Origin of the sequence: Agrobacterium sp. BT-220-3, assembly GCF_025910175.1 — a bacterium.
Taxonomy (GTDB): domain Bacteria; phylum Pseudomonadota; class Alphaproteobacteria; order Rhizobiales; family Rhizobiaceae; genus Agrobacterium; species Agrobacterium oryzihabitans.
In genome coordinates, this window is record NZ_JAPAIX010000012.1 from 12619 (window position 1) to 37342 (window position 24724).

At 60.0% G+C, this 24724-nt stretch carries 23 protein-coding genes; 10 read left to right on the forward strand and 13 right to left on the reverse strand.

Annotated features, from left to right (window positions below; genetic code table 11):
* The first annotated feature begins 1 nt into the window (after position 1).
* Both OK142_RS21590 and OK142_RS21595 read left to right on the forward strand, forming a co-directional pair.
* Positions 2 to 964, forward strand: a complete 963-nt coding sequence (locus tag OK142_RS21590; protein ID WP_498685089.1) for a hypothetical protein — start codon at positions 2 to 4, stop codon at positions 962 to 964.
* A gap of 256 nt (positions 965 to 1220) precedes the next feature.
* Positions 1221 to 1478: a nucleotidyltransferase family protein gene (locus tag OK142_RS21595; RefSeq protein WP_498685090.1), complete on the forward strand. Its 258-nt coding sequence runs from the start codon at positions 1221 to 1223 to the stop codon at positions 1476 to 1478.
* 240 nt (positions 1479 to 1718) lie between these two features.
* On the opposite strand, the gene OK142_RS21600 is transcribed toward OK142_RS21595, so the two are convergent.
* The 9 genes from OK142_RS21600 to OK142_RS21640 all read right to left on the reverse strand — a co-directional run bounded on the left by OK142_RS21600 (position 1719) and on the right by OK142_RS21640 (position 10732).
* Positions 1719 to 3032: a hemolysin family protein gene (locus OK142_RS21600; protein ID WP_498685091.1), complete on the reverse strand. Its 1314-nt coding sequence runs from the start codon at positions 3030 to 3032 to the stop codon at positions 1719 to 1721.
* A 124-nt stretch (positions 3033 to 3156) separates the two neighbouring features.
* Positions 3157 to 3633: a TerC family protein gene (locus OK142_RS21605; RefSeq protein ID WP_498685092.1), complete on the reverse strand. Its 477-nt coding sequence runs from the start codon at positions 3631 to 3633 to the stop codon at positions 3157 to 3159.
* A 379-nt stretch (positions 3634 to 4012) separates the two neighbouring features.
* Complete coding sequence (locus OK142_RS21610; protein ID WP_498685094.1) at positions 4013 to 5029, reverse strand: DUF1402 family protein; 1017 nt, start codon at positions 5027 to 5029, stop codon at positions 4013 to 4015.
* A gap of 131 nt (positions 5030 to 5160) precedes the next feature.
* Positions 5161 to 6039 carry a hypothetical protein gene (locus tag OK142_RS21615; RefSeq protein ID WP_216331927.1) on the reverse strand — a complete coding sequence of 293 codons (879 nt, stop codon included), beginning with the start codon at positions 6037 to 6039 and terminating at the stop codon, positions 5161 to 5163.
* A gap of 120 nt (positions 6040 to 6159) precedes the next feature.
* Complete coding sequence (locus tag OK142_RS21620) at positions 6160 to 7161, reverse strand: ABC transporter ATP-binding protein (RefSeq protein WP_498685095.1); 1002 nt, start codon at positions 7159 to 7161, stop codon at positions 6160 to 6162.
* Positions 7158 to 7952 (reverse strand): ABC transporter permease, encoded by a 795-nt coding sequence (locus tag OK142_RS21625; protein WP_216331929.1) that lies wholly within the window; start codon positions 7950 to 7952, stop codon positions 7158 to 7160. The genes OK142_RS21620 and OK142_RS21625 overlap by 4 nt, the downstream gene beginning before the upstream one ends.
* Complete coding sequence (locus OK142_RS21630; protein ID WP_498685096.1) at positions 7949 to 8773, reverse strand: ABC transporter permease; 825 nt, start codon at positions 8771 to 8773, stop codon at positions 7949 to 7951. Before OK142_RS21630 ends, OK142_RS21625 begins: the two co-directional genes overlap by 4 nt.
* Entirely contained in the window at positions 8770 to 9576 is an 807-nt protein-coding gene (locus OK142_RS21635) for an alkaline phosphatase family protein (RefSeq protein WP_498685098.1), read from the reverse strand. The genes OK142_RS21630 and OK142_RS21635 overlap by 4 nt, the downstream gene beginning before the upstream one ends.
* A 112-nt stretch (positions 9577 to 9688) precedes the next feature.
* Entirely contained in the window at positions 9689 to 10732 is a 1044-nt protein-coding gene (locus OK142_RS21640; protein ID WP_498685099.1) for an ABC transporter substrate-binding protein, read from the reverse strand.
* 126 nt (positions 10733 to 10858) lie between these two features.
* Here OK142_RS21640 and OK142_RS21645 point away from each other — a divergent pair, with 126 nt between their 5' ends.
* On the forward strand, positions 10859 to 11623 hold the full coding sequence (locus tag OK142_RS21645) for a UTRA domain-containing protein (RefSeq protein WP_246231422.1): 765 nt from the start codon (positions 10859 to 10861) through the stop codon (positions 11621 to 11623).
* 23 nt (positions 11624 to 11646) lie between these two features.
* Here OK142_RS21645 and OK142_RS21650 read toward each other — a convergent pair whose 3' ends face one another.
* The 4 genes from OK142_RS21650 to OK142_RS21665 form a co-directional block, all read right to left on the reverse strand.
* Positions 11647 to 13740, reverse strand: coding sequence for a mechanosensitive ion channel family protein (locus OK142_RS21650; RefSeq protein ID WP_498685100.1), 2094 nt, complete (start codon positions 13738 to 13740; stop codon positions 11647 to 11649).
* Positions 13737 to 14354: a ParB-like protein gene (locus tag OK142_RS21655; RefSeq protein WP_498685101.1), complete on the reverse strand. Its 618-nt coding sequence runs from the start codon at positions 14352 to 14354 to the stop codon at positions 13737 to 13739. The genes OK142_RS21650 and OK142_RS21655 overlap by 4 nt, the downstream gene beginning before the upstream one ends.
* Positions 14338 to 15969 (reverse strand): SulP family inorganic anion transporter, encoded by a 1632-nt coding sequence (locus OK142_RS21660; protein ID WP_498685102.1) that lies wholly within the window; start codon positions 15967 to 15969, stop codon positions 14338 to 14340. Before OK142_RS21660 ends, OK142_RS21655 begins: the two co-directional genes overlap by 17 nt.
* A gap of 214 nt (positions 15970 to 16183) precedes the next feature.
* Positions 16184 to 16579 carry a (R)-mandelonitrile lyase gene (locus tag OK142_RS21665; RefSeq protein WP_498685103.1) on the reverse strand — a complete coding sequence of 132 codons (396 nt, stop codon included), beginning with the start codon at positions 16577 to 16579 and terminating at the stop codon, positions 16184 to 16186.
* A 309-nt stretch (positions 16580 to 16888) separates the two neighbouring features.
* Between OK142_RS21665 and OK142_RS21670 the strand changes: the two genes are divergently transcribed.
* The 7 genes from OK142_RS21670 (at position 16889) to OK142_RS21700 (ending at position 24724) form a co-directional block, all read left to right on the forward strand.
* On the forward strand, positions 16889 to 17911 hold the full coding sequence (locus OK142_RS21670) for a substrate-binding domain-containing protein (protein ID WP_498685104.1): 1023 nt from the start codon (positions 16889 to 16891) through the stop codon (positions 17909 to 17911).
* Positions 17912 to 18029: 118 nt separating this feature from the next.
* Complete coding sequence (locus tag OK142_RS21675; protein WP_498685105.1) at positions 18030 to 19523, forward strand: sugar ABC transporter ATP-binding protein; 1494 nt, start codon at positions 18030 to 18032, stop codon at positions 19521 to 19523.
* Complete coding sequence (locus OK142_RS21680) at positions 19520 to 20464, forward strand: ABC transporter permease (RefSeq protein WP_498685106.1); 945 nt, start codon at positions 19520 to 19522, stop codon at positions 20462 to 20464. Before OK142_RS21675 ends, OK142_RS21680 begins: the two co-directional genes overlap by 4 nt.
* Position 20465: 1 nt before the next feature.
* Positions 20466 to 21434, forward strand: coding sequence for an ABC transporter permease (locus OK142_RS21685; protein ID WP_045019982.1), 969 nt, complete (start codon positions 20466 to 20468; stop codon positions 21432 to 21434).
* 3 nt (positions 21435 to 21437) lie between these two features.
* Positions 21438 to 22460 (forward strand): LacI family DNA-binding transcriptional regulator, encoded by a 1023-nt coding sequence (locus OK142_RS21690; RefSeq protein ID WP_498685107.1) that lies wholly within the window; start codon positions 21438 to 21440, stop codon positions 22458 to 22460.
* Positions 22461 to 22493: 33 nt separating this feature from the next.
* Positions 22494 to 23543 carry a sugar phosphate isomerase/epimerase family protein gene (locus tag OK142_RS21695; RefSeq protein ID WP_498685109.1) on the forward strand — a complete coding sequence of 350 codons (1050 nt, stop codon included), beginning with the start codon at positions 22494 to 22496 and terminating at the stop codon, positions 23541 to 23543.
* A gap of 11 nt (positions 23544 to 23554) precedes the next feature.
* On the forward strand, positions 23555 to 24724 hold the full coding sequence (locus OK142_RS21700; RefSeq protein WP_035226963.1) for a Gfo/Idh/MocA family protein: 1170 nt from the start codon (positions 23555 to 23557) through the stop codon (positions 24722 to 24724).

Consider the following 24724-nt stretch of genomic DNA (forward strand, 5'->3'; position numbering starts at 1 on the left):
CGTGCAAGCATTTGTTAATGAGCTATCGCTTGACGGGCAATTCTCGACATCTGAGGGTGTTGTGGAAGCTTTTAGGACGCTTATGCGTGCCCGAGCTCAGCACGCCATTCTGGCCCGAGAACTTTATTGTTCACGAGCGCTTCCAGCCGTAAACGGTGTGGCAGGCGAGCCTATCGCACAAACAATCTCGCGCCTCCCGCGTGACGAAAAGAACTCGTTTTTGCTGTGGTTGGCAAACAGAGGACCATTCACCGACGATGTGCGAACCGAGGAAGAGGACGACCTTTTTCAGTACGATAACACTGATGTTACTGATCAGGGGCTTGGCGAAGCGGCCCGAAGAGAGAAAGCTGGCATGCGCGCTGTTGCCTACAGCTTTTCTCCCGGCCTCGTACGTCAGTTTGATTTCTCTCCTCTTACAGTCATTCAGGGCTGGGATGAGAATATTATCGCGGAGATCGAACTGGAAAACTTTTGGGACGTCGATCTACTCGCGCAGGCCTTGACGCAGGCTGAGCCAGAACCGGACAATTGGGCGGCGGTCATTGAGCAATCAATCCAACGATTTCCAAATCTCTGTATCGCTGAGTACATCGTTGACGAATTGCGACGATCGCCCTTTTCTTTCTCCCTCGCCAGAAATGTTTGCGACCTGTTGTCGGCTCTTAATTCAGTGAAGACGGAGATGGATGCTCAAGGCAACCTGTCACCGATCGGGGTACAGTTGGTGCAGAAGTATTTTGTTGGAAATAATGCATGGTTTACCGATGAATCAGACAGAAATAAAGCAGACTTCCAGTCGGAAATGTCGTTCGCCGACCCGATAACAAAAGAAAAAATCGCGTGTTTCTGGCACGGCAAAATACAAACTCCTCAGTTCCGCGTTCATTTCCAATGGCCAGTATCAGATTACAGTTCTGGGATAAAAGTTTGCTATATCGGGCCGAAGATTACTAAAAGGTGATCACCTTGATGAATTTGAGACGGGCTAGGAACAAGGGCCTAAACTGAGGCTGCAAGCCGTATCTTGGAAGCTATGGAGACTGACTACCCACAGTCGTCACGATGGCCGCTTTGGGCCGATAGCCGCCACGGACCAGAAGCGCCAACACCGGCCATTTCGGTCGCCGTGGAACTCCTTATTCTGTGCCGTCGCAGATGTCAGGAAAACAAGCGTCGCTTTAATCGGGAGTTTCGTGACAAGAAAGGAAACCACAAGGATGGACCAGTACGAAGGAATTCGATCCGCTGTTCTCGCTAGTCCATTGCTTCGCCCAATCATCGATGGGTGGGATAACGTAGCCTTACCGGATTGTTGGTTGGTCGCAGGCGCTATCGCTCAAACCGTTTGGAACCGGACATTCGATTTGCCAACTACTCACGGCATTTCCGATATTGATTTTGAACCGCGCCGGGTTTGCCGGAGGCCGTTTGGTTTAAGTTATGCGGCCATAGCTGGTTCGTCCAGCATGGCGTAGTAGCGTTCTTCAGCCTCGGCTGGCGGTATGTTTCCGATGGGCTCCAGAAGTCGTCGGTGGTTGAACCAGTCGAGAAGTTGGAGCCTCCGGCAAAGCCGGCGCGGTTTAGATCGTTTATTGCCTTACCTATCCGCAGGCTCCGCAGATGTTCGGTAAAAAACCCATTTTTAGGCAAAGGGCAAACCTATCGGCGCATTTCGACCCGACTAAGTGAAATAGCGACAAACCTACGGAGCGCAATCACGTTGGGAGTCGCGACGCGAGAATCTTGTCGATCCGCATCCCGTCCATGTCAACGATCTCGAACCGCCAACCGTTGTGTTCGAAGACCTCGCCCTCCTGGGGAATGTGCTCGAAAATCTCAAGCGCAAAGCCAGCAACCGTTCTATAGGCGTTTCGAAGTGGTTTCTCTTCCCATCCGAATTTCGAGAAGGCTTCGGAGACCTCGGTTGTTCCACTGACAAGGAGCGATCCGTCGGGACGAAGAACGATATCGGGAGTTTCGCCGATGTCTCCAGCTAGGTTCCCCGCGATCTCCTTCAGCACGTCGGTCTGCGTGACGATGCCCTCGAGCGTGCCGTATTCGTCGATCACGATGGCCAGCCGCACCGGCCCGGTCTTGAACCGTTCCAGCACCTGAAAGACTGAAGTTCCTTCATGAACGATGACGGGGTCTCTAATTACGGCAAGCGGATCGAACCTCCGTCCGTCGAGCATTTGGTCGAGTAGGTCTTTTTTTAGGACCATCCCGATGGGTTCGTCGATCGAACCCCGTCCGACAAGAAGCTGCTCGTGCGGGCACTTGCGGACCGTTGCAAGTATTTCCTCGGCCGAATCCTCAGCGTCGATCCATTCGACGTCGATCCTCGGCGTCATGATTCCCGAAATCCGCTTGTCTCCGATGTTGAAAACCCGCTCGACCAGTTGTTGCTGGGCTTCGTGAAGGAGACCGGCTTCATGGCTTTCGGCGACCAGCATCTTGAGCTCGTGCGCGGAGTGGAAGGTGCCTTCGCCGGCACCCGGCTTCAGGCCGACGGCTTTGAGGATGAGGTTGCCGAGGCCGTTCAGGACGTAGATCGCGGGCTTGAAGAAGAAGAGGAACGCGCCAAGCGGACGGACGACGGCCAGCGACGTGCCTTCGCTCCTCTGCAGCGCGAGTGACTTCGGTGCCAGTTCTCCAAGGACGATGTGGAGCGTCGTGATGATGACGAAGGCGATAACGACGGCGATGGTGTGAGAACCCGCCGTCGCCCAGCCTTTCGGCAACCAACTCAACAACGGCTCGATCAGGTGGGCAAGGGCAGGTTCGCCGACCCAGCCGAGCGCGAGCGAGGAGATGGTGATGCCCAGCTGCGTCGCGGCGAGGTTTGCGTCGAGATTGTCGACCGCCTTTTGGAGGGCCTTCGAATTGGCCCTTCGTGCCTGGACCAGCTCGGCGACACGGCTCCGTCGGACGGAAACAAGAGCGAACTCGGCGGCGACGAAGAAACCGTTGGCTCCGACCAGCAGAATGACCGCCCCGATGCCGAGATAGCCGAAGATTGAGTTTTCCATGTGAAATGTCAGGCTCCCATTGCAGGCTGCGGGAAGTTCGTCCGGGTGTTCGGACGGTTGCTGTCTTGCCCCTGCGCTCGGTATTCGGCTACAGTGTAGCCCACCGAAGTGATTGATTTCGTTCTTATGCTACAAGTTCCGGCGGGGATTTCATGCCGACGGCGGTGATGACGCTGTCCAGCGAGAAGACCGCATCGAGCACGACGATCTGCACGATTACCTGCCAGAAGACCGCATGGACCACCTTGCCCTGCTTGGGTTTGTGGTCACCCTCCAGCCGTTCGTGCAGTTCCATCGTTCCCTTGGCGAGAAGGAAAGCGCCACCGAGAATGAGGATGAGATCGCGTCCGGAGAAGGAGAATTCCGCGATGGTGAAGAGCGGCCTTGTCAACGTGACGATCCAGGAAATCGAAAACAGCAGCAGGACGCGCATGATGAGCGCCAAGGACAGGCCGATGAGCCGCGCCCTGTGGCGCTGGTGCGGAGGCAGCTTGTCGGCGAGGATCGCGATGAAAACGAGGTTGTCGATGCCGAGGACAACTTCGAGGACGATAAGGGTAACGAGGCCGATCCAGATGTTCGGATCTGCGAGGAATTCCATGGTCAGGGGCCTTTATGGGAACGGGCGCGAACGCGCAAAGCCCCGGACTGAACATCCGAGGTTGAAACCCGTTTCGTTGAGGAAAACAAGAAAGGACGAGGCTGGCTTCGCTTTACGCAAGCCAGCCTCGTTCGGTGTCGACTATCGTCGCTACTGTCGCCTTCGTCAGGCATATCGCGGAATTATCCCACTATCAGTCAATTCTTGTGCAGCCGGAACTAGCAGGTTTTCAGTGGATGGAAAAGTGTTTTTGCCTGCTTTAGCCGTGCGCCGGCAGGAATGGCAATCTTTGCGTGCAAAAATAAGGTGATATCCGGCGCAAAGATGCCATGCACAGCGCTCTCTGTGCGATTGCCGATCATCAAGGAAAACCAGGTGGTTAGCGGGTTTTTTCGCCGATATCCGAGGTCGTCCGTCGGTCAATCGCCTTGCCATCGAGAATATTCTTCAAAATGTCGAGGCGGTCGTTGATCAGCCATCCATAATAGTTTTCGACCGGCAGACGGTTTTTGGCACCCGCATCCACAGCGGTGCGCAGGCGTTCGGCGCGACGCCGGGGCTGGCCGACATTGTAGAGGGTGGCGGTAATGCCCGGATTGCCGGAAATGTCGAAGCCTTTTTCCCGATAGGCGTCGATCGCGTCCCGCAAAATGGCGGCGATGTAGATGATGCTCCGATCCGGATCCATGACGTCGCGGTAAATATCCGCCGGTTTCTCCGCAGAAAGCCTCGGCAGGCCGCTGGTCCTGTTCACCAGATCGGTCACCTGCAGGGCCGTCAAAGGGCTGATCTGACCCAGGCCAAAAGTCTGTCCGGCATAGAAAGGCTGGAAGAAGGCCCGCTGGAACGATATTGCCTCGTAACTGACCCCCTCGACCACCTTGCCCCGGAAATCTTCGTCCCAGACCGTGTCGCGGCAGCTCCACTGTTCGGACGTGGTGGCGAGCGTTTCGCAGGAGCGGAACTCCGGCCGTTCGAGAAACGACTTCAAGGAGACGCCCTGATAGCTGAATTTTATATCGAGTTCCGCATAGGAAATGGCCTTGATATAATAGGTCTGCAAGCGATCCACGGCCGAAACATTAAAGGTATGTTCGCCGACAATCGCGCCAACGATGTGGATAGGGTCGATGCCGTAGGCGGTAGCAGCCTTCCTGATTTTGCCGAGAAGAGCAGGTTCGCTGTTCAGAAGATCGATCGTCTTGCGGAATTTCTCCTCATAGGTCGTGTAGAACGCTTTCGTCCTGATTGCCGACGTTCGAGGTATTTCCGGCTGCTCGACCGAACGGTTTCCGGGAGGCACGACGGTCACCTGCTGCGCCACCACATGGGAAGGAAGCAAGGCCAGTGTCAGGATGACGGCGACCGCGCGGGTGGTCTTCGCAAACAGGCTCATGCAGCATTCTCTATGGTATGAATTATCCTTGCGGTGGCAATTCCTTCATAGGCAGGCGGTCCACACATGGCAAGTTTTCGCCGCTCACTTTCCAGTTGCTGGCCGCGCGGGGTTGCCTGATCGCTCTTGCGTCAAAGCTTGTAGTTTTGAACGGTGGCGACACCGAACGGATTGAATTTATACTCATCTTCCTCATATCGCGTGTCATCGGACAGTTCGGTGAGACGACCCTTGAGGGTGGCTTCAACGCCGTCGCGCGTCATCTGATCGGCGATCTCGTCAATCAGCGCGGCGATCTTCAGCTGCTCGGCATTGGTTGAGGGCTGCTGCTCGTCTTTTCGGGTGAAGTGCACCCGCACGTCGGGCAATCCGACCAGATGAAATCCGACGCTCCCCATTCCGTCCGCATCGCCGCCGATGGGACGGCGCGCAAAAGCCAGACGGCATGTTCTCGCAAGCGCCATCAGATCATCGGAGGCCGCTTCACGGCGCGACTGCTCGAAGAGTTCTTTCCACCGCCGCGCGCCATGGGCAACGCCGGCGCTTTCACCCTTTACCGCGACTGCGCCGTGATCGAGCATGTGCTGCACGAACATCAGCGCTTTCGCGGAGGTCGCCACGGCGGTGTTCGCATCCATGGACGGACCAAGCACATAAAGAACCGAACCGTGCCGGGCGACGGCGTCCTCATCGGCCTCCTGGTAAGCCTCCGGGTCGACACGATCCCAGCAGACATTGAAGGACCGCTCCATCCGGTCGTCCGGCTCATCCTGCGAATAGTCCTCGTCGAGACTGAAATCGGCGGCAAAGGTGTCGACGGCGGCGCGAGCGCTCTGCTGAAGTGCGGAAAGACCATTTTCCGCACCGAGAAAACAAAGGACATGGCGCGGTTTGTACTCGGAGCGGGGCTCGGCAAATGCCGGCGGCTTGCCCGCCGCCCTGCCAAGAGACGGCCTTGTCAGCACAAGACCGCCTAGAAATGCGAGAACGCCGCGACGCCCTGAATTCATCCGATGTCCCCATGGTTTCCGTCAAACAGGATAAGGATATTTATACCGGCGCGTGTATTTCAGGCCATATCGTTTTTCATGATTTTCGAAGATATTCCGATGTTGGCTGGCCTCTACCGGTCAGATGTAATGAACCTGACGGTCGGCAACGGTGAGTGTGACCCGCTGGCCGGGTGGCGCATATTGGGCATCCTGCGCGCTGGGATGTTCGACCTTCAGCGCAACGCCTGAGGCATCCATCTGATAACGCACCGTCGGGCCGACAATACTGATGTCTTTCACCTCCGCGGTAAAAGATACGGTCGCTCCTTCCGCCGTGCCTCTGATCGCCAGGGCATGTGGCGGGATGACAGCGGTCCGCTCGAAGCGGCTGCCGGTGATGCGTGACATGTCATCGGCGGAAATGATGTTGGCATCGCCGATGAAGCCGGCCACGAACAGATTGGCCGGCCGGTAATAGAGCTCCTGCGGCGATGCGGTCTGCGCGATCTGGCCTGCATTCATCACCGATATGCGATCGCCGAGTGACAGTGCCTCGTCCTGATCATGGGTGACGAGGATGCTGGTGAGACCGCTTTCACGCTGGATGCGTTTCAGCTCGTCGCGCAGACGCTTGCGGATTTGCGCATCGAGTGCCGAAAGCGGTTCGTCCAGTAGAAGCAGCTTGGGTTCCAGCACCAGGGCGCGGGCGAGCGCCACGCGTTGTTTCTGGCCGCCGGACAATTGATTTGGCCGCCGGTCGGCGTGGTCGCTGAGAGCAACGGTTTCCAGTGCGGCGAAGACCTTGTCGTCGATTGTTCTTTTCGCCAGCCGGCGCTGTTCCAGGCCAAAGGCGAGGTTCTGCCGCACCGTCATGTTCGGAAACAGCGCATAATGCTGAAACACCATGCCGATGCCGCGATCCTTCGGCGCCAATGTGTCGATCCGCCGGCCATCAAGCGCGATGGAACCGGACGAGGGCGAGACGAGACCGGCGATGGAGCGCAGCAAGGTCGTCTTGCCGCAACCGGATGGTCCGAGCAGCACATGCATCTCGCCCTTGTCGATGGCAAGCTCGATGCTGTCGAGAACGGTGGCATTGCCATAGGTGGCGCTGACATTGTCGATCGCAAGATAGGTCATGATGCACGCTCCGTGTCCCGGACCATCAGAAAGGCGATCAGGGTAAAGGCAAGGATGAGCAGGAAATAGAGAATGACGATGACGCTGGTTATGCGGCCGCTGAGGCTGCGCTGCGCGAACATGTACATCTGCAGGGTTTCGAAATTGCCGCCGACCAGCATCTTGGCATAGACGAATTCGCTGAACAGCGTCGCGAAATTGAGCACGATCGCAACCGCGATGGATGGCAGGATGCTGGGCAGGACGACGCGCCGCAGGATGGCAAGGTCGCTCGCGCCAATCAGCCGGCCAGCATCCAGAAGTTCGGTGATGTCGAGATTGCGTAAACCGTTCTTCACCGCGATATAAAACATTGAAAAGCAAAGGGGCACATAGGTCAGCACCAGCACCAGCGGTGAGCCGCCGATCTGCAGCGGCGGAGCGGAAAATATCCTGAGATAACCGACCACGAGAATGATGCCGGGGGCTGCGTAGGGCAAGATCACCAGCCGTGCGAACCAGCGGTCGAGCGCCGGCCAGTAGATATGGGCGGAGACGACCGCGGGGACGATGATGATCGTCGCAATCGTCAGGGCGGCAGCTGCAACCAGGGTGGAACGCAGGAGGGCCGCATGGAATCGTGGGTCCGACAGGATGGTGACGAAATTGCTGGCGGTCAGACCCGCCGGCAGCAGGGTTCCGGACCAGTCGGTCGCAACCGCATTCATCATGGTCGCCAGAAGCGGCGATATCATTACCAGCGCCATGACCCACAGAAACAGGCTCGATCCTTTTGAATGGCGCTGCGTCATCGGCGCTTTTCTCCCGCCAGTATCTGGCTTGCCGTGATGGGGGCGAGGAGCGCGAGCAGCAGACATATGGCAATCGCGTTGGCGAGATTGGGGTCTGAGAAGATATCGCCCGATACCAGTTCGCTGATGCGGATGGTGACGACATTGATGCTGGTGCCGGTGAGCGCGAAGGTCGTCGCGAAGGTGCCCATGGCGTTGGCGAAGAGCAGAATGGCGATTGCCACGAGCTGCCGCGCGACGGTCGGCAGGCCAATTTTCAGCCAGAACCGCAGCTTTCCGACGCCGATCAGCGCCGCCGCCTCTTCGATGTCCTGACCGACGGCGGTAAGTGCCGGCGTGATCAGGAGCGTCGCCAGCGCCACCTGGAAATAACAATAGGCGATGATGAGCCCGGTAAGGGAATAGACGTTGAAATCGTTGATCAGTCCCAATTCTTTCAGGAGAAGCGTGAACATGCCGTTCAGCCCGAAGAGGAAGATGAGCGCCATGGCGAGCGGCACGCCGGCGAAGTTGGCGCCGATATTGGCAAAGGCCATGACGGTGCGGCGGGTGCCGCCCGATCTTGCTCTCAACGCCACCGCCACCAGAAAGCCGAGGACGAGGCCCGCCGCCGTGCTTGCGAGCGAAATGATCGTCGTAGTCGCGAAGGACTGCAGGTAAAAGGCGTCGGTGAGAATGGTGCGATAATTGGCGAGCGACAGCGCGCCGCCGGCGATAAAACTGTCGCTGACGACACTCGCAAGCGGCCAGACGACGAGAATGGCGAGCACCACCAGAAAGGGTGCCGTCAGTAGCCGCATCTGGCGATTTTGCGTGCTCATACAGTCAATAATCCCTGCGGCACGGACAGACCGTGGTCGGGAATGGCGAGGAGCGTGCAGATCAGCCCGGCAATCTCCGTCTGCGAGAGCGTTGCGTCCGGATCGAGCGTGAAGCCGTCGCCGAAAGTATAGAAGGGCACCAAGGCCTCGGTTTCATGCGGTCCGCCGTGGTTGCCGTCGTCACTCATGCCGTGATCGCTGGTGACGATGATGCTGTACCCCGCCGCCTGCCAGGCCGGCAGATAACGCGCCAAAAGGTCTCCGGCAGTGCGGGCGGCGTTGCGATATTCCCGCGTGCCGCCGCCGTGCCTGTGGCCTTCATTGTCGATATTCATCGGGTGGATAAGAAGGAAATCGGGGCTGTGCCGGCGCAGCAGACCATCCGCATCGGCAAAGACATGGTCATCCGGATAGTGATCGGCCCAATAAAACGAGCCGTGGCGAATGCCGCCGTCGAAATTCTCGATATGGCGGAATTCCGGAGAAAACGGCGCCTGATTGTAAAGCTCGAAATACCAGTGATAGGCGGATGCGGCGGTGGAGCGCCCGGCAGCGCTTGCCAGCGAGAAAACATTGGGAAAACGGGACCGGCGAACCACACCATTGCTTGTGACGCCATGGGCGACCGGCGGCAATCCCGTCATCAGGGTTTCGTAAAGCGGTCGGGAAATCGACGGCAATTCGCTGCGCACCGCGTAGGATGCGGCCTTTCCGGCTGCGACCAGTCCCTCCATATAGCCGAGGCAGTCACGGGCCGTCGCATATCGCAGGCCATCCAGCAGGATGAAGATCGTCTTTTGCATCGCTTTCGTCTCGTCTTTCGGCCGGTCGGGTTGCACCGGGGTATTTTTAGCATGTTCCGCGGGGTCGATGCCCGCGGAACATTCGTTCGGTTTTTAAGCGGTTCGCGCCGGGTTACATCTTCGGGGCGACGCTGGCGCGCCAGAGGTTGACCAGCTTGCCGGCGGCCTGGGTCCAGACGGCGGCATTGATCGGGCGTGCCTTGGCATATTGTTCCGATGGCAGCAGGCGTTCCTTGGCCTGCGGCGTCAGGGTGATGCGGTCGATGCGGATCGGACGGGCGTAACCAACCGCCAGATTATTCTGGCCGGCATCGCTCAGGATATATTCGCGCGCCAGCTTGGCGGCATTTGGCTGCTTGGCGAATTTGTTGATGATGGTCGCATAACCGCTGGTGACCGAGCCGTCCGAAGGAATGACGACCTTGAACTTCTCGCGGCCGACGACGTCGCGATAGTTGAGGGCGTTGAAGTCCCACATCGGTGCGACCTGGATTTCGCCCTTTTCCATGGTAGCCGGATTTGCACCATTGGCCAGCAGACGGCCTTTTTCAGCCAGCCTGGCGAAGAGATCGACGCCCGGCTGGAGGTTTTCTTCGCCGCCGCCCATGGCGATGGCGGCCGCCAGCACGGCGGCATTGTCCTGCGCGCCCGAACCGACATTGGCGAGCGAAACCTTGTAGTCGCCCTTGAGCAGATCGGCCCAGGATGCGGGCGGGTTCTTGACGTCTGCGGAGATCAGGAAGGCGATCGTGCCGGTATAACCGATGACCCAATGACCGTCCTTGTCCTTGGCCCAATCGGGCACCTGGTCCCAGGTTGTCGTCTTGTAAGGCTGGGTAACGCCGCGGGCCACCGCGATCGGGCCGAATTCGAGGCCGACATCGCCGATATCCGCCGTCGCATTGGCGCCTTCATTGGCGAATTTTGCGATTTCCTCGCCGCTGCTCATGTCCGTATCGGCGTGTTTCAGGCCGTATTTCTCGGTCAGTTGGGTCCAGGTGTCCTTCCAGTTCGCCCAGCCATCCGGCATGCCGACGCTGTAGATGGCGCCTTCCTTGCGGGCGGCGGCTTCGAGGGCTGGAAGGTCCTGTGCCTGAGCCGAAAGGGGAAGGGTGAAAACGGTGAGAAGGGAAAGGGAGAGTATCGAATTTCTCATGGGCTTTGCTCCTTGGTCTAGACCAGTTGCATGCTCATTATCCGTTGGCTATGACAGGCCAATGACGTTTTCAGCGCAGATGTAAAAGGCGCTCGCCATTTTTTGACGGCCACGGAACGAAGGGCGATGATGTTGGGCAAAGAAGCGAACAGCGACCGAGTGGATATCGACGGCGGCCGGCGAGGTGGACTGGAGCAGCAATTGCGGCAGGCCATTGTCGCAGGCGATGTGGTGAAGGATGGTCGCCTTCTCTCCGAGCGGCAATTGATTGCACGATATTCCACCACGCGCATCACGTTGCGCGAGGCCCTCTTTCATCTTGAAATCGACGGGCTGATCTTTCGGGAAAGCCGGCGCGGCTGGTTTGTTTCCGGGCCGCGCCTGGTCTACAGCCCGCTGCACCGGTCGCACTTCCACCGCATGGCCACTGAGCAGGGACGGTCTGCCGAAACGATACTGGTTGAGGCCGAAGCCGCCGCGTTGCCGGAAGAGCTCGCCGCCCTAATGCGGTGCGAGCCGGGCACGCGGTTCTGGCGTATCCGCAGAAAGCGCAGGATCGACGGCCGGCTGGTGCTTTTCGTTGAGCATTATCTTTCGGCTGAGATTTTCCCGGACATCCTGCAGCATGATCTTACCCGGTCCCTGACGACGATTTATCAGGACAGCTATGCGATCACCTACGGCCCGGCCTATTTTGAAATCAACCCCGTCGCCTTGCGCGGATATCCGGCCCAGCATCTCGGCTGCAGCGAAGGGGCCTACGGCCTGAAAATCACGCGCGTCAATCAGGACCAGCACGGCCGCATCATCGATTGCGATCTCGAATATTGGCGCCATGACGCCATATCGGTGCGCGTTGAAACCGATCAGCAGGGTTCGCTTGCGGGCTGACACACGGGGCGGGATGCGGGGCTCTATTCTTCCACCGGTCCCGTCTCGCCGCCCGGTTCAGGCTCCGATGGTCGTGCCGACCGTGACGCGGCCGGGTAAGCGCCCGTCATGCTGGCAAACTGGATGTCGTTTTGCGCAAAGGCGTCCTTCAGCATCGAATAGGCCTTGCGGCGCACTACCGAGGATTGCCCGCCGGCGCGCAGCATCATGCCGAAGCCGAGTGTCATGCCGTATTCGCCGAAGTGCTCGACGCCTTTCAGCTTGACGGTCTCGATCAGGAACGGTCCGAATTCCGGGTCTTCCTTGAGCGCCCTGCCGATTTCCTTGGTGATGGCCTTGACCTTGGCGATGTCTGTATCGAAGGCGACGGTGACCATGAATTTGTCGATCGACCAGTCGCGGCTCATGTTTTCGACGGCGCCGAGCGATCCGAACGGCACGGTGAAGATCGGCCCGCGATGGTGCCGCAGCTTGACCGAGCGGATGCTGAAGGATTCGACGGTGCCGCGATAGGAGCCGCTCTGAATATATTCACCGACGCGGAAGGCGTCGTCGATCATGTAGAACACGCCACTGATGATGTCCTTGACCAGCGTTTGCGAACCGAAACCGATGGCGATGCCGAAGATGCCGGCGCTCGCCAGGAGAGGCCCGATATTGACGCCGAGTTCCGATAGCGCCGTCATGACCGCGACGGCTGCGATGATGATGCCGAGCATGTTGCGAAGGATCGGCAGAATGGTCAAAAGCCGGTCGTCCTGCGGCTGGCTGCCCGGATGGCCACTCACTGGATCAACGGCGGGTGCGCTCAGCTCCAGCCGACGCGCGATCATCGACTTGATGGCGATCCAGACGAGATCGGCTAGAAGCAGGATCAGCGCCCCGTGCAGGACGCCAACGACGATCGAGGTCAGCAAAGCGCCGTCGGGCAGGGAATCCGGATGGGCGCGAACGAGGAAGATCAGCCACACTATGGCGGTTCCGACGACGACAAGCCGCACGCCGCGCTCGGCCAGAACCGGGCGCAGATCGCTTTCCCCGTAGCTGCCCATATCCGTTGCGAGCTTTCGCGCCGCGACGCCGAGTGTGGAGGCAAGGCCGGGCAGAACAAGCGCATAAAGCCCGATCCAGAAAAGGACGCCGGCACCGGCGAGCCGCAGCCCGAAGAGAATGATGAGGCAGAAGATCAGCGCGACATCGATCGCCCTTGTGCGCTCCGAACCCGGCTCGCCGCCGGGGCGTCGCCAGATCCAGATGCCGGCGAGCAGGAACAGGAAACCGACCATGGCGGCGGATAGAAGCCCGAGCGTGTCGCGGGGAACGCCGAGATTTTCCAACGTCCTCAGCAGAGCCCAGAAAATTCCGGCAAGCGTCAGGAGCCATGTCCAGCGCACGATCCAGAAATCGCGCCGTGTATGGGCCTCCCGGCCAATGATCTGGCGCAACAGGCCGGTAAAGGCAAAAAGCAGGGGCAAAATGACGCTCATCGCAAGCCAGGGCAACAGAATGGCGCTCAGCAGGGGCGGCCACTGGATGGCAAGGAACATGGTCGTGATGGCGAGCCCGTAACCGAAGACGGGCAGGAGCTTTCGGAACACGACGGCCGAGGCTTCCTTGCCGATATCCGCGCCGTTTTTGCGGGATGCCTGCATCACGATGATCCGGTTTGTGGCGATGCCACCGGCAATACCTGCGCCGAACAGGATCAGCACATGCAGCAGAAAGATGGGAGAACCATAGGCGCGGATCTCGTCGCCAAGTCTTCCCAGCGCCGAGGTCACCTGCGCCGACATGACGGGCAGGTCGGCTGCAATACGGGCCAGATGTTCGCGCCGTTTGCTCGCCCATTGGTCGAAGTCGCTCAACTGGCTCTGCGGCGTCAGTTGCGGCGGCGGCTCGGCACCCGTTGCCGCAAGCTTTTGCGTGAGCAGCGCACGAACGTCATCCTGCCCGAGAAGCTGCAGCAATTGATCGACCTTCTGCTCCGTCGTCTGTTGCGGGGCGGGCGGTTTGGCGGGGGGCGGCAGTTCCTGTGCGCCAAGGCCGGCTGTCCCCAGCAGGAAAAGTGCGACGGCTGCGGCCGCAATTGCTCTGAGGAGTGAGGTGAGGGTGATCATCGGTCCGCTCCGCACCATCCAGGCAGATGCCGCGCATCGTGCGAGCGCGCCAACACCAGCGCTTCTGCCACGGCGCTGTCAAAGGAATGTCGCAGTTCTTTTTTGTCCACCCGGCGACGCAGGAAGTCGGCCCAGAGAAATTCGCTGAAAGGCGCCTCGATCTTGGCAAAACCGCCGGCGTCACGAACGGCGCCGGCCAGCGAGCGGAAAGGATCATCTTCCAGGTCCACGATCTGTTTCGGAAGATCGGCGGTGGGGCGGCGCACGCCGTCCGCGTCGAAAGGATAGACGAAGTTGCGGTGGTCCATGACCGACCAGAATTCCTCTTTGCCGAGATGGGAAAGATCGGCAACGATGCTTGTCAGCACATGCTTCACCCCCTCGTTGTGCAAGGCCAGAGCGAGGTGGTGATGATCGACAAGGTAAAGGCGCTGCTTGTAGCCGACAACGACCGGCACCATGTGGTGGCCGAGGAATTCGGCCCCCTTTTCCGCCTGGATGGCGGCCCATTGCCGGCGCTTGGTTTCAACCTCCTGAAGGCCGACTGTCATCTGTGTTGGCCTGAGCGAGAGGATTTCAACCGGGCTGAGATGCGGTTCAAGGTTGTTGGGCATGGCTCTCCTCCCGGCGCATGGCCGCCGTTACGGCATCATCGACGCTGAAATTGCTGCGGGCAACCATGTCGTTTCCGCCGCCGGCGAGCAGCAAATCCCGTGCGTGATCGTGCACCCGCGCATAATAAACCACGATGCCGCTATGCCGCATCGAGGCATCGAACTCCAGAAGCGCATCGAGCGCGGTGGAATCCAGTTCGAATGTTTCCTCAAGGCTCAAGATCGCGACCCGCAGCTCCGGCCGGGCGGCGATCCGTTTTGTGACGGCGGCGAGGATCGGTTCCGCATTGCCAAAGAAAAGCGGCTGTGCGGGCCTGAGGATGATCATGCCGGACACATCCTTTGCATCCGGGTGGCGTTCGATGTCGACAAAGTCGTGGCTGTCGCCCAGCCGGCCGAGATGCATGACGTGCGGCAGCGACAGCCGGCGAACGAAGACGGCGAAGGACAGGGCGACCGCGACCAGCATGCCGTTGAGAACACCGAATGCAAGCACGCTGGCCGCAGCCGCAAGCGCCAGATAGGCATCGTTGCCAAGCCGCCAGAGACGGATGATCGGTGTGGGATCGAGCGCGTGCAGAAGCGCAACGGCAATGACGGCGGCAAGAACCGCTTGCGGAATGAAAGCGAACCAGCCGGACGCGACGAGGCTGAAGGCGGCAAGGCCGATTGCAGCGATGGCTGAGGCGAGCCGGCTCTGCGGGCCGACCGCCTCGCTTGCAGCTCCTGCGGAAAAACCCGCACCGACCGGCATGCCCTGCACGGCGGCGCTGGCAATATTGGCAAGCCCGAACGCTCTTAGTTCACGATTGGAATCGACGCTCTCGCCGTGACGCAGCGAAAAGCTGCGCACCGTGCCCCAGGATTCTGCAAAGAGAATGAGGACGAGCGGCGGCGCGAAGCGGGCGACATGGGCGACGTCGTCAAGTGAGACGGAGAATGGTCCGGCCCATATGCCGGCAAGGTCAATCGCGCCGACGACGGCGACCCCCCGGCTTTGGAGATTGAGCAATATCGACACGGCGATGCCCGCCACGATGACGACGAGGCTGCCGGGAATGGCCGGACGTCTGCGCAGGAGAAGCAGCACGGCAAGGGCAATTACGCCGACGGCGATGCTGTCAGGGTTCCAGTCCTGAGGATGAGACAGGATTTGCAGGAGTATGGCCAGCGGTTCTCCGGTCGTTTCCTTTATTCCGAACAGGCTCGGCAATTGCTTGATCGTAATCAGAAGGGCGAGGCCGAAAGCAAAACCGCGCAGCACCGGACGCGAGATCACACTCGACAGCGCCCCGAGCCGGGTGACGGCCGCAAGAAGAAACAGCACGCCCACCAGAGCAACCGTAATCGCAACGAGCAGCATCTTCTGTGCGGGCGTGACGGAAAGCGTTGCCAGCATGGCCGCCAGAATTGCCGCGGAAGAGGATGTGGGCGAGACGACCGCAAAACGGCTCTGGCCAAAGAAAGCGTAAACGATGCAGCCCATGATGGCGGCGAGGATGGCGTGCTGGGCCGGAACGCCGGCAATGCCCGAATAGGCGATGGCTTCCGGCAACATCAGGCCGGCAATCGACAATCCCGCAATCACATCGCGCTGGTTTACTGTTGCGGGCATGGAGTGGCGACCGCATTGACGGTGACAAAGGCAAGGAAACTTTCACCCGGTAAGATCACGATTCTCCACCATGTTCCCAATGGGATAGAGGTTTCACCCATTGCGGATGCAAGTCAAAGTTTAAATCATGCTTCCGAGATATTTCGCTCGTTCCGGGGCGGCCTGGTGCTGGTAATCATGTGGCCGGCGGCGGCGGCCTCCCGATTTAGCTGCGTCAGCCGCCGTACTGGTCGTCCGTGACATGCTCCATCCAGTCCACGACCTTGCCGTCCTTGACTTCCTGAAGCGCGATATGGGTCATGGCGACATTGGGTGCGGCCCCGTGCCAGTGCCTTTCGCCCGGTGCGAACCAGACGGTGTCGCCGGGGCGGATTTCCTCCACCGGGCCACCCTCGCGCTGCACCAGGCCAAGGCCGGAAACCACGATCAGGGTCTGGCCGAGCGGATGAGTGTGCCAGGCGGTGCGGGCGCCGGGTTCGAAGGTGACCTGCGCGCCCTGCACCCGCTCGGCATCGAACGGGTTGAACAGCGGATCGATGCGGACCGTACCGGTGAACCAGGCCTTAGGGCCTTTGGCGGATGCCCGTGCTCCAGCGCGCAATATTTCCATGGTCATTCTCCTGATTTGGATCGTGCGGTGATTTGATGCGGGAATTCTCTCCTTGTCCACAGGGGAGTGAAAAACGGATCAGGCGGACAGGCCTAAGGTGCTTTTGCAAAGGCCGGCGCTCCGATCGGTTGTGAGGATTATCCCGCTGTTTTCGGGAGCATTTTTGGGCGCTTGCAGCCCGTGTTTTTCTTCCGTCCAGACCCGGCAACAAAAATCATTCTCGGGATTGACTCATTTATGAAACCGGTTACATTCATCGATGTAAACGGTTTCATTGGTTAAAAACCGTGCTTGGAGGAGCAAATTTTCATGTTTAAACATTTGATGGCTGCCGCCGCCATGGTGCTTGCGGCCGGCACGTCCGTGCACGCCCAGGAGCAGAGCTTCAAGATCGGTCTTTCCAATTCTTTCGTCGGCAGCGAGTGGCGCACGCAGATGATCGAGGAAGCCCAGGCTGCCGCAAAAGCTTGGGGCGAAAAGGGCGTCAAGGTCGAAGTCGTTGTTCAGAGCGGCAATGTCGATGTGCAGGGGCAGATCGGCCACATCCGCAATTTCATGAACCAGGGCGTTGATGCAATTCTCATCAATCCCGGCAGCCCGACGGCCTTCGATCCGATCTTTGCGCAGGCGAAGGCGCGCAACATTCTCGTCATCGCAACCGACGCGGAAGTGTCTTCGAAGGACGCGATCTATGTCGGCATCGACCAGAAGGCCTGGGCGGCGCAGTCCGCACAATGGCTTGCGGATTCGCTGAAGGGCAAGGGAAGCGTCGTCGCCATCAACGGCATCGCCGGCAACCCCGCCAACGAAGCCCGCGTCGCCGGCTACCGCGAAGTGTTCAAGAAATATCCCGACATCAAGGTGCTGAACGAAGCCAATGCGAGCTGGGACCAGGCGCAGGGCCAGCAGGCCATGCAGAACCTTCTCGCCACCTATCCCGATATCAGCGGTGTGTGGGTGCAGGACGGCATGGCCGATGGCGCATGGCGCGCAATCGAAGCCGCCGGCAAGACCAAGGACATCGCCGCAACAGGTGAAATCCGCAAGGACTTCATGACGCGCTGGGAAAAGGAAGAGTTCAATTCCGGCGCTTCGGTCAATCCTCCCGGTGTCATGGCCAGCGCGCTCAACGTTGCGGTTCTGAAGCTGCAGGGCAAGGAATTCAAGGACGGCGTATTCGGCGGCACCTATGGCAACGCCATCTATATTCCGATCCCCTTCGTCAGCAACGACAACCTCGCGGACAACATCAAGTCCGCCGAAGGCAAGCCGGGCTACTGGTCCGTCACGGCAACCGTGACGCCGGAACAGGCTGGCGAGTTCTTCAAGTAAGATCAGTCTCGGGCTGGCGGCGAAGGCCAGCCCGAACCTGAAACTCGAGTGCGGATTGCGTCTTTCACGTGTCCGTCGGTGACGAAGCACAATGACAAGTACAATTCGGGGACATGCGATGGCGAACGCTCTGGAGGCGGCCGGCATAACGAAGAATTTTGGCGCCGTGCGCGCGCTTTCCGACGGCAGGCTGACCGTCGGCCGTGGCGAAATCCAAGCGCTGCTGGGTGCGAATGGTTGCGGCAAGAGCACGCTCTGCAAGATCGTTGCGGGTGCGGTCGCACCGACCAGCGGCACGATCAGGTTCAACGGCGAGGACGTGCGCTTTAAAAGCCCGCGTGACGCTGAAAATGCCGGCATCGCGCTGTTTTACCAGGAACTCAGCCTCATTCCGCAGCTTTCCGTCGCCGACAATATTTTCCTTGGGCGCGAACCCAAGCGCGGCGTTTTTGTCGACAGCAAGGCCTTGAAAGCCGAAGCGGCCAAGTTGATTGCGCTTTTTGACGGGGTTGCCGGCGAAGGGCTGGAGCCGGATGCGATCGTCGGCGATCTGCCGCCGGATCAGCGCCAGCTTGTCGAAATCCTCAAGGTTTTCGCGCAGAATGCCAGCCTCATGATCATGGATGAGGCGACGGCGGCGCTCGATGGCCGCCAGTCCCAGCGCTTTTTCGAGATCCTCAGGGCCAAGAAGGCCGACGGCATCTCCACCATCATGATTTCCCACCGTCTCGATGAGGTTTTCGCGGTCTGCGACCGCATCACCGTCATGCGTAACGGCGCGACCATTTCTGAACTCGATACCGCCGCCACAACCCGCGAAGCCGTCGTGCATGATATGGTCGGCGATGTCCGCGCCGCACCCGCACGCCAGCAGGGACGTGCAGATGCAGCGCCCAGCCTGAAAGTGACGGATGTTGCGGGCGAGGGCGTTCGCGGTGTCACTCTGGAAGCCTATCCGGGTGAAATCGTCGGTCTGGCCGGCCTGCAGGGGCAGGGCCAGTCGGCCCTCCTGAAAGGCCTGTTCGGCGCCAGCCCCTTTGCCGCAGGGCAAATCCAGTTCGAGGGCCGGGACGTCGTTATCGGCAAGCCGTCGCAGGCGGTTCACAATGGTTTTGCCTATGTCTCGGGCGATCGCGGTCGCGATGCCTCGCTTCAGGGTCGGTCGATCTTCGAAAATCTCGTTGCAGCGCTCATGGTGCGCGAAAAGATGCGGCTGGTCCGGCCCGCGACGCTGAAGCCGCGTGTGCAGAAGGTTGCGGACGACATGAAGACGAAGTTCGCCGGCATGGACATGCCGATCGGCACGCTTTCGGGCGGAAACCAGCAGAAGATCTTCATTTCCCGCTGGCTTGCCACCGCGCCGAAACTGCTTCTGCTCGACGATCCGACCAAGGGCATCGATCTTGGCGCCAAGGCCGATCTCTTTGCGCTGATGCGGCAGCAGGCTGACGCGGGCGCGACCATTCTTCTCTATTCCTCGGAAGATGCGGAAATCCTCGAATATGCCGACCGTATTCTCGTGTTCAATGGCGGGCGCATTTCTGCGGAGCTGACCGGAGCCGACATGACATCCGTAAACATGACCCGCGCCGCCTATGGAGACGCCGCATGAGCTCTTCCGGTTTTCTGCGCAGGCAACCCTGGATCATAACCCTCGTCGTTCTGGCCGTTCTCATCGGCGTGAACACGTTTCTGCAGCCGTCCTTCGTGCAGCCGGCCGTATTGCAGTCGAACCTGACGACGTTTCTTCCGCTGATCCTGGTCGCCATCGGGCAGACCTATGTCATTCTGGCGGGAGACATCGATCTCTCGGTTGGCAGCATCGTGGCGCTCGCCAATGTCGTCACGGTCAGCGTCATTGCCGCACTCGGCGGAACGGCAGGCGCCGTTATCGCCGGCATGGGAGCGGGAGTTGCAGTCGGACTGATCTGCGGGCTGGTCAACGGTCTGTTCATATCCGGCCTGCGCTTCCAGCCCATCGTCACCACCTTCGCGACGGGCATCATCTTCGCCGGGCTTGCCATCTGGGTTCTGCCGCAGGCCGGTCTTCCGGTGCCGGAAGCCTATTGGCAGACCTATTCCGGCAGCTTCATCGGCCTGCCCTTCGTACTGTGGGTACTGCTGGCGGGCATCGCCTTCACGCTGATCGTATCGCGCATTCCGTTCCACGTTCATTTGCTGGCCGTTGGCGGCAATCGCACCGGCGCTTTCCAGACGGGTCTGCGCCTCTCGGGTATCCGCATCGGCGCCTACATGGTTTCCGGTCTGTTTTCGGCACTGGCAGCGCTGTGCCTGACGGGCGAGACCGCCTCTGGCGATCCCTTGCTTGGTGCAAGCCTGGCGCTCTCCTCCATTTCGGCGGTGGTGCTCGGCGGCACCGCACTTTCGGGCGGCTTCGGCAGCTCGACCGGGTCGATTGCGGGAGCGCTGGTGCTCGGCATGATCGGCAATGTGATTTTCTTTGCGGGCCTGCCCTTCGAGTACCAGACATTGGTGCAGGGTTTGATTGTGCTGACGGCGCTTGCCGGTGGCGTTCTGGTGACGAGGCGTTGATATGACCAATCCCGGCTTGCAAATCAAATCCCTCATCACCGATCCCCTGACCATTGCCATTGGCGCATCGGTCTTCCTGCTGCTCGTCGGCGAATTATTGTCGCCCGGCTTCGCGCAGGGCTCGCAGATCGTGCGGCTGCTGACGATTGCCGCCATTCTCGGCATCGTCGCGGCGGGGCAGAACCTCGTCATCCTCGGCGGACGCGAAGGCATCGATCTTTCGGTCGGCGCAATGATCTCGCTTGGTGCTGTTCTCGCTGGCAACATGATGAACGGCCAGAACGCCGGCATTCCGCTTGCCATTCTCGTTGCAGGCGGTGTTCCCTTCCTGATCGGCCTCATCAACGGCCTCGGCATCACCTTCGTGCGCATTCCGCCGCTGGTCATGACACTCGGCATGACGGCCGTCATTCAGGGCGGACTGGTGGTCTATTCGCAGGGCGTTCCCTCCGGTGCGGCCGCACCTCTTCTGGCAGGCTTCATCAACCGGCCGCTCGTCTTCGGCATTCCCGGCGTCCTCTTCGTCTGGCTTGGCATTGCCGCGATCATGCTGTTCGTGCTGCGCCGCACGGCGTTCGGTTTCTCCATTTACGCCATCGGCTCCAATGAGCGGGCGGCAACGCTGGTCGGATTGCCCGTGTCTTTGATCCGCACGTTGCTCTACGGCTTGTCCGGCCTGTTTGCCGGGCTGACCGGGGTCTGCGTGATCGGTTACACCGGCACCTCCTTCATTTCCGTCGGCGACCAATATGTCCTTCCGTCGATCATCGCGGTCGTCATTGGCGGCACCTCGCTTGCCGGTGGTGCGGGCGGATATATCGGCACCATGGCCGGGGCAGTTGCACTCACCATTCTGCAAAGCGTACTGATAACGCTCAACCTCGATGTATGGGCCCGGCAGATCATATTCGGTGTCACGTTACTTGCGCTGATGCTGCTTTATGGCCGCCAAAAGCAGTTGCGTGTGTGACAGATGAGCAAAGACCAAGGTTCGAATATCAGGGAAGTTGCAGCTCTTGCGGGCGTGTCGATCGCGACCGTGTCGCGGGCGCTGCAGCAACCCGACAAGGTTCGCCCGGAAACCCGGAAGAAGGTTTTCGACGCCGTCCGGCAGGCGAATTTTGTTCCCAACGCGCAGGCCGCGAGCTTCCGGCGTCAGTCCAACAACACCGTCATTCTCCTCGTTCGCGATATCGGCAACCCGTTTTATCTCGAAATCTACAAGGGTGTGGAGGAAGCGGCGGGCGAAGCGGGCTTCAAGGTGCTGATGGGCGATGCCCGCAACGACGAACACCGCGTGGCAACCCATATCGATATGGTCCGGCAGAAACATGCCGATGGCCTCATCTTGATGACCGGACAGTTCCCGTCAGAGCTTCTCGATCAGGGCGACGCGCTGCCGCCGATCGTCATCGCGTCGGAGACGGTGCCCGGACTCGCGCTTCCCACCGTCAAGGTCGACAACCGCGCCGCTTCCATCAACGCCATGCGCTACCTCATCGAGGCAGGGCATAAAAGGATCGTGCATCTGGCCGGTCCCGTCCCGGAAAGTCTGGCGCAGGAGCGTTTCGACGGTTACCGCGACGCACTTGCCGAGGCCGGCATCGCTTATGCCGATGAACTTCTGGTGACAGGCGATTACAGCATCGAAGCAGGCCGTCAGGCGATTGCCAGCCTTCTCGAAGGCGGTATTGCCTTCACCGCCATCTTCGCCTCGAGCGACCAGATGGCGATTGGCGCGATCAGCGAGTTGCGCGGGCGCGGGCTTTCGGTTCCGGCCGATGTCTCGGTCATCGGCTTCGACGATATCATTTTCGCCAATGCCTTCGAACCGCCGCTGACGACGGTGCGCCAGCCGCGACAGGAAATGGGCCGCAAGGCCATGGCGCTGATGGTCGACCGGCTGAACGGCAAACGCACGGCCGAGACCATCGTGCTGGAGACGGAACTGGTGGTGCGCGGTTCAGTCGCGCCCTGCCGCCCGCTGCATCGTTAGCGGCCAGACTGTGAATGCAAGGAGTGTAAGGACATGAAGACGATCAAAGGCCCGGCGATTTTCCTCGCACAATTTGTCGGGGACAAAGCCCCCTTCGACACGCTCGACAATCTCGGACAATGGGCGGCTTCCCTTGGTTACAAGGGCATTCAGGTGCCGACCGATCCCAAGCTCTTCGATCTCGAGAAAGCCGCCGCTTCCAAGGCTTATTGCGATGATATCAAAGGCCGTCTGGCCGAGACAGGCGTCGAGATCACCGAGCTTTCAACCCATATTCAGGGCCAGCTCGTCGCTGTTCATCCTGCCTATGACGAGATGTTCGATGGTTTTGCGCCCGCTGGACTGCGCGGCAAACCGCAGGCGCGGCAGGAATGGGCGGTCAATCAGCTGAAGTGCGCGGCGAAAGCCTCGCAGCATCTCGGCCTCAAGAGCCACGCCACCTTCTCCGGTGCGCTGGCCTGGCCCTTCGTTTATCCGTGGCCGCAGCGCCCGGCGGGTCTTGTCGAAATGGCCTTTGCCGAACTCGGCAAGCGCTGGACGCCCATTCTCGATACATTCGAGGAGAACGGTATCGATCTCTGCTACGAACTGCATCCGGGCGAAGACCTGCATGACGGCATCACCTTCGAGCGTTTTCTCGAAGCCACCGGTAATCATGCGCGTGCCAGCATTCTCTACGATCCCTCCCACTTCGTCCTGCAGGCGATGGATTATCTTGATTTCATCGATATCTACCACGAGCGCATCCGCGCCTTTCACGTCAAGGATGCCGAGTTCAATCCGACCGGCCGTTCCGGCGTTTATGGCGGTTATCAGAGCTGGGTCGACCGGCCGGGGCGGTTCCGCTCGCTCGGCGACGGGCATGTCGATTTCGGCGCGGTGTTTTCCAAGCTCACCCAATATGACTTCGACGGCTGGGCGGTGCTGGAGTGGGAATGCGCGCTGAAGCACCCGGAAGACGGCGCGCGCGAAGGCGCCGGCTTCATTGAAAACCACATCATCCGCGTGACCGAGCGGGCTTTCGACGATTTCGCCAAAAGCGGTGTCGATGATGCCGCCAATCGTCGCCTTCTCGGTCTCTGAAAGGAAACTTCATGTCCTCCACGATAGCAAAATTCGATAGCCGCCGTATTCGTCTTGGCATGGTCGGCGGCGGTCAGGGCGCCTTCATCGGGGCGGTGCATCGCATCGCGGCCCGGCTGGATGACCGTTACGAACTGGTAGCCGGCGCGCTTTCCTCCGATCCCGCGCGTGCTAGCGCTTCGGCAACCCTGCTGGGCATTGCGCCGGAGCGCTCCTATGCCTCGTTCGAGGAAATGGCGGCATCCGAGGCTGGTCGGGAAGACGGCATTGAGGCAGTCGCCATCGTGACGCCGAACCATCTGCATTTTGCTCCGTCCAAGGCATTTCTCGACGCCGGCATCCACGTCATCTGCGACAAGCCGGTGACCGCGACGCTGGAAGAGGCGAAGGCGCTTGCCGAGATCGTCAGGGCATCCGACAGGTTGTTCATCCTGACGCATAATTACACCGGCTACGCGATGCTGCGGCAGATGCGCGAGATGATCGCTGATGGAGCCATCGGCAAGCTGCGCCACGTTCAGGCCGAATATGCGCAGGACTGGCTGACCGAAGCCGTTGAAAAGACAGGCGCAAAGGGAGCGGAATGGCGCACCGACCCCAGCCGTTCCGGCGCGGGCGGGGCAATCGGCGATATCGGCACGCATGCTTTCAACGCCGCCGTCTTTGTGACGGGTGAAATCCCAAGCAGCCTTTATGCCGATCTGACGTCGTTCGTTCCGGGCCGGCAGCTGGATGACAGCGCCAATATTCTGCTGCGCTATGCAAGCGGCGCAAAAGGCATGCTCTGGGCGAGCCAGATCGCCGTCGGCAATGAAAACGCCCTGTCGCTGCGGGTCTACGGCGACAAGGGTGGGCTTGAATGGCACCATCGCGTGCCGGATGAGCTGTGGTTCACACCTTACGGCGAGCCGAAGCGTCTGATCACCCGCAATGGCGCGGGTGCAGGCGATGCCGCCAACCGTGTCAGCCGCGTGCCATCAGGGCACCCGGAAGGATATCTCGAGGGTTTTGCGACGATCTACCGCGAAGCCGCAGATGCAATCATCGCAAAGAGGGAGGGAAAAACGGCCGCCGGGGATGTGATTTACCCCGGCATAGAGGACGGCCTTGCGGGTCTCGCATTCATCGATGCGGCCGTCCGGTCCAGTCGGACCTCGTCCTGGGTCGGGATCGACATCTAG